This is a genomic window from Streptococcus equinus, assembly GCF_900101445.1.
Taxonomy (GTDB): Bacteria; Bacillota; Bacilli; order Lactobacillales; family Streptococcaceae; genus Streptococcus; species Streptococcus equinus_B.
In genome coordinates this window covers 537,552-551,056 of the sequence record NZ_FNKE01000001.1, presented here as the reverse complement: position 1 = coordinate 551,056, position 13,505 = coordinate 537,552, and the positions used below count along the sequence as shown (strand labels likewise).

At 37.5% G+C, this 13,505-nt stretch carries 11 protein-coding genes; 7 read left to right on the top strand and 4 right to left on the bottom strand.

Annotated elements, in window-relative coordinates; genetic code table 11:
• Window positions 1-254: 254 nt before the first annotated feature.
• From gyrA to BLR83_RS02730, 6 genes are all read left to right on the top strand, one after another.
• Complete coding sequence (gene gyrA / locus BLR83_RS02755; RefSeq protein WP_074560189.1) at window positions 255-2,708, top strand: DNA gyrase subunit A; 2,454 nt, start codon at window positions 255-257, stop codon at window positions 2,706-2,708.
• A gap of 1 nt (window position 2,709) precedes the next feature.
• Entirely contained in the window at window positions 2,710-3,453 is a 744-nt protein-coding gene (locus BLR83_RS02750; protein WP_234787208.1) for a class A sortase, read from the top strand.
• A gap of 67 nt (window positions 3,454-3,520) precedes the next feature.
• Window positions 3,521-3,934, top strand: a complete 414-nt coding sequence (locus BLR83_RS02745) for an SMU1112c/YaeR family gloxylase I-like metalloprotein (RefSeq protein WP_074560186.1) — start codon at window positions 3,521-3,523, stop codon at window positions 3,932-3,934.
• Between the two features lie 84 nt (window positions 3,935-4,018).
• Window positions 4,019-4,984, top strand: coding sequence for a DUF1002 domain-containing protein (locus BLR83_RS02740; protein WP_074560184.1), 966 nt, complete (start codon window positions 4,019-4,021; stop codon window positions 4,982-4,984).
• Window positions 4,985-5,099: 115 nt separating this feature from the next.
• Window positions 5,100-5,999 carry a TDT family transporter gene (locus tag BLR83_RS02735; protein WP_074560182.1) on the top strand — a complete coding sequence of 300 codons (900 nt, stop codon included), beginning with the start codon at window positions 5,100-5,102 and terminating at the stop codon, window positions 5,997-5,999.
• Window positions 6,000-6,195: 196 nt separating this feature from the next.
• Window positions 6,196-7,455, top strand: a complete 1,260-nt coding sequence (locus tag BLR83_RS02730) for an NRAMP family divalent metal transporter (RefSeq protein WP_074560180.1) — start codon at window positions 6,196-6,198, stop codon at window positions 7,453-7,455.
• Window positions 7,456-7,652: 197 nt separating this feature from the next.
• Here the strand turns inward: BLR83_RS02730 and BLR83_RS02725 are convergent, their stop codons facing one another.
• The 4 genes from BLR83_RS02725 to BLR83_RS02710 form a co-directional block, all read right to left on the bottom strand.
• Window positions 7,653-9,368 carry a phospho-sugar mutase gene (locus BLR83_RS02725; RefSeq protein ID WP_074560178.1) on the bottom strand — a complete coding sequence of 572 codons (1,716 nt, stop codon included), beginning with the start codon at window positions 9,366-9,368 and terminating at the stop codon, window positions 7,653-7,655.
• A 217-nt stretch (window positions 9,369-9,585) separates the two neighbouring features.
• Window positions 9,586-10,158: an ECF transporter S component gene (locus tag BLR83_RS02720; RefSeq protein WP_074560176.1), complete on the bottom strand. Its 573-nt coding sequence runs from the start codon at window positions 10,156-10,158 to the stop codon at window positions 9,586-9,588.
• 89 nt (window positions 10,159-10,247) lie between these two features.
• Window positions 10,248-10,787 carry a phosphopantothenoylcysteine decarboxylase gene (gene coaC, locus BLR83_RS02715; RefSeq protein WP_074560174.1) on the bottom strand — a complete coding sequence of 180 codons (540 nt, stop codon included), beginning with the start codon at window positions 10,785-10,787 and terminating at the stop codon, window positions 10,248-10,250.
• A complete protein-coding gene (locus BLR83_RS02710; RefSeq protein WP_074560172.1) occupies window positions 10,780-11,466 on the bottom strand; it encodes a phosphopantothenate--cysteine ligase in 687 nt (228 codons plus the stop codon). Before BLR83_RS02710 ends, coaC begins: the two co-directional genes overlap by 8 nt.
• Before the next feature lie 367 nt (window positions 11,467-11,833).
• Between BLR83_RS02710 and BLR83_RS02705 the strand changes: the two genes are divergently transcribed.
• Complete coding sequence (locus tag BLR83_RS02705) at window positions 11,834-13,504, top strand: formate--tetrahydrofolate ligase (protein ID WP_074560171.1); 1,671 nt, start codon at window positions 11,834-11,836, stop codon at window positions 13,502-13,504.
• The last annotated feature ends 1 nt before the right edge of the window (window position 13,505 follow it).

Genomic DNA, 13,505 nt, shown 5'->3' with positions numbered 1-13,505 from the left:
TGAAAAAAGAAGAAAGCAAAATTTTTAGCTGAAAAAAGTCAGCTTTTCTCATAAAAAGATAGTGAATTTTTCATAAAAGTTTTACTGTTTTTTGGTCTTTTTCTAGCTTTGAAAATACTTAGGAAAACTTTTGTAGTTAATCTTACATTTAGTTAATAAGACGTAAAAGGAGATTGGTCATGATATGGTTTTAATGTGTTTTTTGTGGTATAATATAGTTGAGTTTTACACTAGAAAAGGAGTGTTTTTCCTTAATGCAGGATAAGAATTTAATTGACGTAAATCTAACTTCAGAAATGAAGACAAGTTTTATTGATTACGCCATGTCTGTTATTGTTGCTCGTGCTCTTCCTGATGTACGTGATGGACTGAAACCAGTTCATCGTCGTATCTTGTACGGGATGAATGAGCTCGGTGTAACGCCAGATAAACCTCATAAGAAATCTGCACGTATCACCGGTGATGTTATGGGTAAATATCACCCACACGGTGATTCATCAATTTATGAAGCAATGGTGCGTATGGCACAATGGTGGAGCTACCGCCACATGCTCGTTGACGGACACGGAAACTTTGGTTCTATGGACGGAGACGGCGCAGCCGCACAACGTTATACAGAAGCACGTATGAGTAAAATCGCTCTTGAAATGCTTCGTGATATTAACAAGAATACTGTTGATTTCCAAGATAACTACGATGGTAGTGAACGTGAACCACTTGTTTTGCCATCACGTTTTCCTAACTTGCTCGTGAACGGTGCGACAGGTATTGCCGTTGGTATGGCAACAAATATTCCACCACACAACTTAGGGGAATCTATTGATGCCGTTAAACTGGTTATGGATAATCCTGATGTCACAACACGTGAGTTGATGGAAGTATTGCCTGGTCCTGATTTCCCAACAGGAGCTCTTGTTATGGGTAAATCTGGAATTCGTAAAGCATATGAAACTGGTAAAGGTTCTATCGTTCTTCGTTCACGTACTGAAATCGAAACAACTAAGAGCGGTCGTGAACGTATTGTTGTCACAGAATTCCCATACGGAGTTAACAAGACAAAAGTTCACGAACACATCGTTCGTTTAGCACAAGAAAAACGTATCGAAGGAATCACAGCTGTTCGTGATGAATCAAGCCGTGAAGGTATCCGATTTATCATTGAAGTGCGTCGTGACGCATCAGCAAACGTTATTCTAAATAACTTGTTCAAACTTACTAGTTTGCAAACAAACTTTAGCTTTAACATGCTTGCTATTGAAAATGGTGTTCCGAAGATTCTTTCTTTGAAACAAATCATTGTTGATTACATTGAACACCAAAAAGAAGTGATCGTTCGTCGTACAGAGTTCGATAAAGCGAAAGCTGAAAAACGCGCGCACATCTTAGAAGGTTTGTTAATTGCTCTTGATCACCTTGATGAAGTCATTAGCATCATCCGTAATAGTGAAACAGATGTAATCGCTCAAGGCGAATTGATGAGTCGCTTCAACTTATCTGAACGTCAAAGCCAAGCTATCCTTGATATGCGTCTTCGTCGTTTGACAGGTTTGGAACGCGAAAAAATCCAAGCTGAATACGATGACCTTCTTGCATTGATTGCTGATTTGGCTGATATTTTGGCAAAACCAGAACGTGTTATCACAATCATCAAAGAAGAAATGGATGAGATTAAACGCAAATACGCTGATCCACGTCGTACAGAATTGATGGTTGGTGAAGTTCTTTCACTTGAAGATGAAGATTTGATTGAAGAAGAAGATGTTTTGATTACTCTTTCAAACAAAGGATACATCAAACGTCTTGCTCAAGACGAATTCCGTGCTCAACGTCGTGGTGGACGTGGTGTTCAAGGAACTGGTGTCAACGACGACGATTTTGTTCGTGAATTAGTTTCGACAAATACCCATGACCATGTATACTTCATGACCAATAAAGGACGTGTTTACCGCTTGAAAGGTTATGAAATCCCTGAATACGGTCGTACAGCTAAAGGATTGCCAATTGTTAACCTTCTAAAACTTGATGAAGGTGAAACTGTTCAAACTATTATTAGTGAAAAAGGCAGTGACGATAACGAAAATTACTTGTTCTTTGTCACACGCCAAGGTGTTGTAAAACGTACTAAAGAGTCTGAGTTTAGCAATATCCGACAAAACGGTCTTAAAGCCCTTAACTTAAAAGAAGGTGATGAGTTAATCAACGTTATCCGAACAAACGGTAATGATGATATTATCATCGGAACTAAGACTGGTTACAGCGTTCGCTTTAACGAATCTGATGTTCGTAGCATGAGCCGTTCAGCAACTGGTGTTCGTGGTGTTAACCTTCGTGAAGGCGATGAAGTTATCGGAGCTTCACGTATTACAGATGACCAAGAAGTTCTTGTCATTACTGAAAAAGGTTATGGTAAACGTACACTAGCTTCTGAATACCCAACTAAAGGCCGTGGTGGTAAAGGTATCAAGACTGCTAATATCACTGAAAAAAATGGTCAATTGGCTGGACTTGTAACAGTTAACGGCGATGAAGATATCATGGTTATCACAGATACAGGTGTTATGATTCGTACAAGTGTCGCTGATATTTCTCAAACTGGTCGTGCAACATTGGGTGTTAAAATCATGCGTCTTGACCAAGATGCTAAAATCATGACCTTTGCTCTTGTCCAACCAGAAGAAGAACAAGAAACTGAAGAAGTAGAAGATTAGAATAATGAAAAAGAAGAAAACACATCGTTTTTTGACTTTCCTTAGGATTACACTTTGTTTAGTTCTATTGCTTTTAGGACTTGCCTTGATTTTTAATAAATCCATTTGTAATTTTTTGATTGGACATCAGTCAAATCATTATCAAATTAACAAGGTTTCTAAAAAGAAAATCAAAGACAATCAAGCTGCTAAAGTGACTTATGATTTTTCAGCTGTTGAACCAGTAACAGTCGAATCGGTCTTAAAAGCTCAATCGACTAATCTTGACCTTCCTGTGATTGGTGGTATTGCTATACCAGATCTTGGTATTAACTTACCAATCTTTAAGGGCCTTGGAAACACTGAATTATCCTACGGTGCTGGAACGATGAAAGAAGATCAAGTAATGGGTGGACAGAATAATTACGCCCTTGCTAGCCATCACGTCTTTGGCATTTCTGGTTCATCTAAGATGTTGTTTTCACCTTTAGAGAATGCTAAGGCAGGAATGAAGATCTACCTTACCGATAAATCAACGATTTACACCTACGTTATCACTGAAAAATTTTTAGTGACACCTGATCGTTCGGATGTTTTAAATGACGTTCCTGACCAAGCTTTGGTCACTCTAGTGACTTGTACTGATCAGCAAGCAACTGAGCGAATTGTTGTCAGAGGTAGCTTAGAATCATCCGTCGCTTATGACCAAGCTTCAAATGACATTCACAAAGCCTTTGATTACTCTTACAATCAAATGACCTTTTAAAGAAAAAAAGCTGAGAGTAAGTTTTATTCTCGGCTTTTTCTAAACATACATTAACAAGGAGATTTTTATGAAATTAAACGCAGTTCATCACGTGGCACTTATCGTCTCTGATTATGACAAATCACGTGACTTTTACGTTAACAAACTTGGTTTTGAAATCATTCGCGAAAACCATCGTCCAGAACGTCACGATTACAAGCTTGATTTGAAATGTGGTTCTATCGAACTTGAAATTTTCGGGAATAAGACATCAGATCCAGCTTATGTTGCACCACCAAAACGTGTTGGGCAACCAGAGTACCATATGGAAGCTTGCGGTCTTCGTCATTTAGCTTTTTACGTTGAAAATATTGAAGTCTATAAGGCTGAGCTCGAAGATATGGGAATTTACGTGCAACCTATCCGTCACGATGACTATACTGGCAAGAAAATGACGTTCTTCTTTGACCCAGATGGTCTTCCCCTAGAACTACACGAGTAGAATGTGAGTAAATAACAGTTTTTTTCAGACGCTTTAAACAAGAAGTGCTATAATTAAATACCTAAGTGAAAGGAATTAGTTAAGATGAAATTTAAAAAGACACTCATGGCTTGTGCGCTAGCATTATTCTCAACTCTTACAGTTAGTCACGTTCAAGCAGCAAGTAACTCAGTTCAAAATGTCATTGATGAAACATATGTGCAACCAGATTATGTGCTTGGTTATTCTTTATCGGATGACCAACGCAATCAAACCTTGTCATTGCTTGGTTATGATAGTTCAAAAGACACAAGCATCAAAACGATTACAACAAGTGCTTATGCTAAGATTATGGATGTTGCTGATGATCCAAGTTTACAATTATATTCATCAGTTAAAATTCAAAAATTGGGCTCTTCAGAGACATTAACGGTTAATATTGTCACTCCTGAAAATATCACAAAAGTAACGTCGGATATGTACCGCAACGCTGCAGTAACACTTGGTATCGAACACGCCGCAATCACTGTAGCCTCACCAATCCCTGTAACAGGTGAATCGGCTTTGGCGGGAATTTATTATTCACTTGAAGAAAATGGTGCTAAAGTTTCTGATGAAAGTAAGCAATTAGCACAAGAAGAATTGAATACCTTGTCTACTATTAACGCTGAAAATCAAGGTACAGATGGTTATGACGCTGACAAATTGAACGTTGCTTTAGCTGATATCAAATCAGCAGTAGCAGATGCCGGGTCTAACGTGACAAAAGATGATGTTCGTAAAATCGTTGATGAAACACTTGAAAACTATAAATTGAAAGATGTTCTATCAAATAATCAAATCAACATGATTGTAAACTTTGCTTTCAATCTTTCAAAATCAAGCATCATTGATAGCAGTAGCTTCAAATCAGCTTTGGCATCTTTGAAAAATAGCATCGTTTCAAATGCTGGCTCAACTTTCAAAGGCATTAACTTGAATTTTGATTCATCAAGTGCTTTAGAATCTGGAAAAGGTTTCTTAGCAAACATCTGGCAAGCTATTGTCAACTTCTTTAAAAACTTATTCTAAAAAGATTTGGTTTTGAGGAACTTTTGACTTCAACTTATTTATGTTACAATAACAATACCTCATGGATTGACATGGGGTATTTTCGTTATCATAAAAAATATTATAAGGAGAATAGATGAGAAAGTTAAAAGAACCTCCTCTAGCAATTGGTGGTTTAGGCTTAAGCTTTTTTTCACTGGGAAATACCTTGGGAGAGTATTCAATCACTTTGCGCTATGCATTAGGAGGGATAGCTTTTGGTTTATATTTACTATTATTGACAGCTTTCGTGAATTCTTTTAAAAACTATAGAGTCGTTCTTAAAGATCCTTTGACAGCTTCGATTTTTCCGACACTCCTAATGCAGGGAATGCTAATGATTGTCTATCTAGATGACTTTCCAGACTGGGACGGAATTACTGAGATTATTTTTCGAACGATATGGTGGCTATCCTTTGTAGCTTTAATTGCTTATATCATCATTTTTTCAAAACGATTTCTTTGGTCTTTTAACCTAAGCAATGTCTATCCATCTTGGGCCGTTCTTTACATCGGAATCGGGGTTTCTAGTCTTACGGTTCCATGGACCGGATATGCCCAGCTTGGTAAAATCGTTTTTGTTTATCTCTTAATTGCCCTAACAGCCCTTTTACCAACAGTCTTTTTAAGGCTCTGGAAACACGGTATCCCAGATGAAGTTAAAGCTAACCTTGCGACACTTTGTGCCCCAGCACTAGTAATCCTTGCATATTTAAATGCTTTTGAAACAATATATCGTCCATTATTGCTTGGATTGTTGATTCTATCGCAGTTTTTATATATTTTAGTGATTTCTTTTCTTCCAAAAATCATGAAGAAGGATTTCAATCCAGGATTTTCAGCCTTAACTTTTCCCTTAATCGTTACAGCAGTAGCTTTAAAGGGGGCTGCAAAGTATTTTGAAGTCTTACAATACCTTTTTGTCATAGAATTATTAGTAGCAATTTTCATCTTGATAAAAGTAGCTGCAGGATATATCAAGTATTTTAGGGATTAAGTTTATAAAAACACCAAAAATCATTAGTACCGAGAGTTATGTCTCGGTTTTTTTTGATAGTTAAAATATATTTTTCAGTTTTTTCAGAAAATTTACGTAAAAAGGTTGACTTTCTTTAGTTTGAGTTGTAAAATTAGTTTTGCATATTTCAGAATTATCTGAAAATTGAAAGTTTATTTAGAAAGAGGTCTGGTTTATGACTGAAAGCACAGAACAACAGTCGACCTGGCGCACCAAACTAAAAGCACTTGGCCCTGGTATTCTAATGGCATCAGCTGCCGTTGGCGGCTCACATATCGTTTCTTCTACACAAGCAGGAGCTATCTACGGATGGCAATTGGCTTTGCTAATCATTTTGATTAACATTTTCAAGTATCCATTTTTCCGTTTTGGTTCCCAATATACAATGGAAAATAATAAAAGCTTGATTGAAGGATATGCTGAAAAGGGTAAAGGTTGGCTTGCTGTTTTCTTCGTTTTAAATGTCTTCTCAGCAATTGTTAATACTGCTGGTGTTGGGATTCTTTGCGCAGCAATTTTATACAATGTCTTCCCAAATGGCTTTGGATTAAGTATTTCACAATTGACAACAATTATCATTGTGATTATTTGGGCAATGTTACTTATCGGTGGTTATCGTTTCCTTGATTCGCTTGCGAAATGGGTAATGACAGCTTTGACGTTAGCCACTGTTTTAGCGGTTGTTGTTGCATTATTCAAACACCGTGAATACGCTCCAAACTTTGAAGCACCGACACCATGGCGCATGGCAGCTTTACCATTTATCGTTTCTTTGATGGGATGGATGCCTTGCCCAATTGAAATCTCAGCCATCAACTCAATGTGGTCTGTCGAAAAACGTAAAACCGTTAACATGTCAGAAGATGACGCTGTCTTTGATTTCAACACAGGATATGTCGGAACCGCTATTTTAGCTCTTATCTTCTGTGCTCTTGGTGCCTTAATCCAGTTTGGTTCAGGTGAAGAAGTACAAAGTGCATCAGCAGCCTACATTGCTCAATTCGTTAACATGTACGCTGAAGTACTTGGTGAATGGGCTCGCTTCTTGATTACCCTAATTGCCTTCCTATGTATCTTCGGTACAGTTATCACAGTTATTGATGGGTATTCTCGTGCTAACAACGAATCCCTTCGATTATTACTTGGTAAGAAAGAATCATCTCAAAAAGCTCTTTATGCTTGGATGACTGTGACAGCAGCAGTCGGTCTTGTGATTGTTTACCTTTTTGCTGGTAACGTGGCAACAATGCTTCGCTTTGCCATGATTGCATCATTTATAACAACACCATTCTTTGGTTACCTTAATTATTCTTTGGTTAATAACAAAGATCACCAAATCAAACCTTGGTTGAAAGTTCTATCAATCATCGGTCTTATTTACCTCTTTGGTTTTGCTTTGTTCTTTATCGTTGCTTGGCTAACTGGTAATATTTAAGTTATTTCATGAAATGAACACTCCCTAAAAACAAAAAAGAAACAACACCTTTTCTCCCTTGGGTGTTGTTTTAATGTATGTAAATATATTTATGTAAACTGATTGGTGATTGCCTTTTTAATATTAAAAGATCTAATCTAATGCGTAAAAAAAAACTCCTTCTAAAATAGAAGGAGTTTTAAGATATCTAACTAAAATTATTTAACAAATGCGTTAATTTCTTTTTCGATGTTAGCAATTTTAGCTTCAGCATCAGCTAAGTCAGAACCAACTGTTGCGATGTAGAATTTGATTTTTGGTTCTGTACCTGAAGGGCGAACAGCAATCCAAGAATCATCAGCAAGAACATATTTTAATACGTTGCTTGGTGGAGTTGTCAATTTTTCAACGCCATTTGCGCTTGTAGCAGTTTGAGCCAAGAAGTCTTCAGTTTTAACAATATCAGTTGAGTTGAACTGAGCAGGAGCGTTGTCACGGAATTTATCCATGATTTTCTTGATTTCTGCAGCACCGTCAACACCGCTAAGAGTTACTGAGATAGTTTTTTCTGCGAAGTATCCGTATTCTTTGTAGATTTCTTCGATACCATCAGCAAGTGTTAAACCACGTGAGCGGTAGTAAGCAGCAATTTCAGCTACAATAAGAACAGCTTGAACGGCATCTTTATCACGTACGAATGGTTTGATAAGGTAACCGAAGCTTTCCTCGAAACCAAACATATAAGTGTGGTTGTGTTTTTCTTCGAATTCTTGGATTTTTTCTGCGATGAATTTGAAACCAGTCAAGACGTTAAACATTTTAGCGCCGTAGCTTTCAGCAATTTTAGTTACCAATTCAGTTGATACGATTGATTTTGCCAAAGCAGCATTTTCTGGAAGAGTTCCAGCTGTTTTGTGTGCTTCAAGAATGTATTTAGCGATGATAGCACCGATTTGGTTACCTGAAAGGTTACGGTATGAACCATCAGCTTGACGGATTTCAACACCAAGACGGTCAGCATCTGGGTCAGTAGCAACAAGAACGTCAGCATCAACTTTACGACCAAGTTCTTCAGCAAGTGCAAATGCTTCTTGGTTTTCTGGGTTTGGAGATTTTACAGTTGAGAAGTCTGGATCTGGAACAGCTTGTGCTTCAACAACTTGTACAGATTCAAAACCAGCTTGTGCAAGAGCACGACGAGCAAGCATTTCACCAGTACCGTGAAGTGGAGTGTAGACAATCTTCATGTCTTTACCGTATTCATCAATCAATTTTTGGTTGATGTTAACGTCTTTAACTTCTTTAAGGTATTCAGCATCGACATTTTCACCGATAACCTCAATAAGACCAGAAGCTTTGCTTTCTTCAAGATCAGCTAATTCGATGGCAAATGGATCATCGATAGCACGAATGAAGTCAGTCAAAGCATCAGCATCAGCAGGTGGCATTTGTCCACCATCTTCACCATAAACTTTGTAACCATTAAATGGAGCAGGGTTGTGACTTGCAGTAACCATGATACCAGCAAAAGTACCAAGGTGACGAACAGCAAATGACAATTCTGGAGTTGGGCGAAGTGATTCGAAAACATATGCTTTAATGCCATGTTTTGCTAAAACTTGAGCAGATTCGAAAGCAAATTCAGGTGAGAAGTGACGTGAGTCGTAGGCGATAGCAACACCACGTTTTTTAACATCTTCACCTTTTGTTTCGATAAGTTTTGCAAGACCTTCAGTAGCTTGGCGAACAACGTAAACGTTGATACGGTTAGTACCAGCGCCGATAACACCACGCATACCTGCTGTACCAAACTCAAGGTTTGTGTAGAAAGCATCTTCTTTTGTCTTTTCGTCCATGGCTAACAATTCTTCACGGAGATAATCGGGAAGCCCCGCAAAATCGAGCCATTTTTGATAGTTTTCAGTGTAAGTCATTAATGGAACTCCTTTATATGTTCTTATAAACGCTTTCATTATACCACTTTGCGAAAATTATTTCTAGTAAAAATTTAATATAAGTGAAAATATTGTTAAATCAAGCTTTTTGAGTGCTTTTGTTTAGTTACGCAAACGTTTGTGTAAGGTAAAAATTAACCAATTTTTTAACTTCATGTGACTAAAAAAACCACGGTTTTCCCGTGATTTTCATTATTTATGCTCTGATTTTCTGTAATTTTGGAACAATTGCAAGCGTTAAAATAGCTGAAATAATCATCTCCGCAATCGCATTTGTACCAAAGACAACCGCAAGTAGTGCTTTGATATCTCCACTATACACATTTGCAAAGAGGAAGAAAATACCACCCAAAACAAAGATTGTATTTGTCATAGAACCAATAGCACCAGCGACAATGATACCAAATCTATTATGAATCCATTTGTAAACAAAGTATGGTGTGATACCAATCAAAATACGAGGTACCATGGCAACAATTAATGAAGAAAGATTACCATTTTCAACAAATGGAGAGAAGAGGTAACTTGTTGGTAGAAGAGTCAAAGTATTTACTGTTACACTGATAACTCCCATTAAAGCACCAAGCGTAGCACCGATTCGTGGTCCGTAAACAATAGATGCGATGATTACAGGAACGTGAATAAGTGTCGGCTTGATTGGCACAGGCCAAAGGTTAAAGACAAGGCTTGTTAAGAAATTAATAACAAGCATGATAGCAAAGAAAATTGCAACTGTAGCAATATTACTTGCTGCTTTACTGTTTTTCATAACTCCTCCTAAGAGATGACTTTTTTGGCTTTTCTTTTGAAAGCCCAATACATTATACAAATTTACAGGTGTCTTGACAAGGGTAAAAATTATAGACGTTTTTCGATACGCTCGATAATTGTGTCAAGTTCAGCCAGCGCACCGCGACCAAGATCTCCACAAGCTAAAAGGCTTGAGCGTGGCTCAATTTCCTCATATCCAACCTCTTTTAAGATCGATAAATTACGCTGAGTTAAGGGATTATCATACATTTTTGTGTTCATGGCTGGCGCAATTAATTTAGGTGTTTCAGCTGGCAAAGCAAGAGCAGTAGCTGTAACCATATTATCAGCTAAACCGTGTGCTAATTTTGCTAAAGTATTAGCAGAAGCAGGGGCAAGGATAAATAAATCAGCTTTTTTAGCTAATTCGATATGATTAACGCTCTTAGGATCCTCTTCGGTCATAACATCAAGATGAACAGTATTTTTTGACAAGACCTGAAGCGTCAGTGGCGTGATAAAATCAGTAGCTGCCTTGGTCATTAAAACATGAACATCATAGCCAAGTTTTGTTAATTGATTAGTTAAATCAGCTGCTTTGTAGGCAGAGATACTACCAGAAACAGCTAATAAAATACATTTAGACATGATTTGTCACCCTTTCAAAAATCAAGTTTGCAATAGCTTTTTTAGTGTCCGCTTCATAGACATGAGATTCATCTAGCAAATAAGCATGGTGCTTATCTCCCTTAATCTCAGTTAAATCATTGGCAAGAATATAGCGTGCTTTATTTTTTTGTAAACTCTCACGCGCAACAGCAAAAAGCTCTTCTTTGCTAACATTAACCAGCAATTTAAAGCCAATTAAGCAAATATCAGGATTCCAAGTTTTCACTAAAGAAATCACTTTTGGTGTTTTTTTCATAAAAAGCACTTGGTAGTCTTCTTTAGAAGAAATCTTAGATTCTGTATTTTGACGATTTAGCAAATCCGAAACGTGTTCAGCCTGTTCAACTTCATTAAGATCTGTCATATAAACAGGCGTATAATCAGACACCGCCATGCTATGAATAAAGACATCATGCGTTTTGACGAGAGGCTCAAGCGTACTTAACAAACTGTCAACATTTGTAATCAACTGAACAGTTAAAAGAGGGTGATCCTTTGGTTTAACAGCTTCTTTAGTTGTAACCAAAGTTACCTGATACCCTTTTTCTAAAAATGTTTCTGCAATGTATTTTCCTAAAGTTCCTGTAGCATGGTTAGTAATGCCACGCACAGAATCTATCTTCTCGGTTGTTCCACCGGATGTTATTAAAATTTTCATAGCCTTATTTTACACAAAAACATTTTTTTCGTAAATTGTTTGACACACTTTTAATTTAGAAAGTGCCTATTTTTCACAAATATTTACCTAAAAACGAACAATAACAACCTTCTCTCCTGGGAAGTTTGAAGAATGAAACAATTGATTTCAAAGCTTTTCAAAACGAACAATGACTAATGAATTCTGTTATTTCAAGGAATTTAAAAACGTTCTTTGTTATAACGAATAACTATAACTATTGATAAAAAAAGTTGTTTCACAGCACCAAAACACGAACAATAATAATTATTTTAATAAATATCGTGCGTTTTTGAAAAAGTGTGTTATAATGTTTTTATCAATCAAAAAATATCAGAGGAGAGTCCCCGTGAAATCAGATATCGAAATTGCACAAAGCGTTGAGCTTAAACCAATTACAGAAGTTGTTGAAAAAGTTGGTATCACATTTGATGATATTGAACTTTATGGTAAATACAAAGCAAAATTATCTTTTGATAAAATCAAATCTGTTCAAGAAAACAAACCTGGTAAACTTGTCCTTGTCACAGCCATCAACCCAACACCTGCTGGTGAAGGTAAATCAACAATGTCTATCGGTCTTGCTGATGCGTTGAATAAAATCGGCAAAAAAACAATGCTTGCTCTTCGTGAACCATCACTTGGTCCTGTTATGGGGATTAAAGGTGGTGCCGCAGGTGGTGGTTACGCCCAAGTCCTTCCTATGGAAGATATCAACCTTCACTTTACAGGTGATATGCATGCTATCACAACAGCAAACAATGCCCTTTCAGCAATTATCGATAACCACATGCACCAAGGAAACGAATTAGGTATTGACCAACGTCGTATCATTTGGAAACGCGTTGTCGATCTTAATGACCGCGCTCTTCGTCATGTCACTGTTGGTCTTGGTAGCCCAGTTAATGGTATTCCTCGTGAAGATGGTTTTGATATCACAGTTGCTTCAGAAATCATGGCTATCTTGTGCTTGGCTACAGATATTAAAGACTTGAAAGAACGTTTGGCAAATATCGTAGTTGCTTACCGTTACGACCGTACACCAGTTTACGTGCGTGACCTTAAAGTAGAAGGTGCCTTGACACTTATCCTTAAAGACGCTATCAAACCAAACCTTGTTCAAACTATCTATGGAACACCAGCCTTCGTTCACGGTGGACCATTTGCCAATATCGCACACGGTTGTAACTCTGTTCTTGCAACAACAACAGCTCTTCACTTAGCTGATTACACAATTACAGAAGCTGGTTTTGGTGCTGACCTTGGTGCTGAAAAATTCCTTGATATTAAAACACCAAATCTTCCAACAACACCAGATGCTGTGGTTATCGTTGCTACAATTCGTGCCCTTAAAATGCATGGTGGCGTAGCTAAGACTGATCTTGGTGAAGAAAATGTTGAAGCTGTTCGTGCTGGATTTGCTAACCTTAAACGTCACGTTGAAAACGTCCGTAAATTTGGCGTACCAGCCGTTGTTGCCATCAATGAATTTGTAGCTGACACAGAAGCAGAAATCGCTGCCCTTAAAGAACTTTGTGCTGAAATCGATGTACCAGTTGAACTTGCAAGCGTTTGGGCAAATGGTGCTGACGGTGGGGTTGACCTTGCTAAAGCCGTTGTTAATGCCGTTGAAAATGGAAATGCCAACTACAAACGTCTTTACTCTGATGACGATTCACTTGAAGAAAAAGTCACTAAAATCGTTACTGAAATCTACGGTGGTAACAAAGTTATCTTCGGTAAAAAAGCTAAAAACCAATTGAAACAATTTGCTCAATTTGGTTGGGACAAATTACCAGTATGTATGGCTAAAACACAATATAGCTTCTCTGACAATCCAACACTTCTTGGAGCACCAGAAGACTTTGATATTACAATTCGTGAATTTGTTCCAAAAACTGGTGCTGGATTCATCGTTGCTTTGACAGGTGATGTGATGACAATGCCAGGACTTCCTAAAAAACCAGCAGCGCTTAACATGGACGTTGCAGAAGATGGAACAGCTATCGGATTATTCTAAT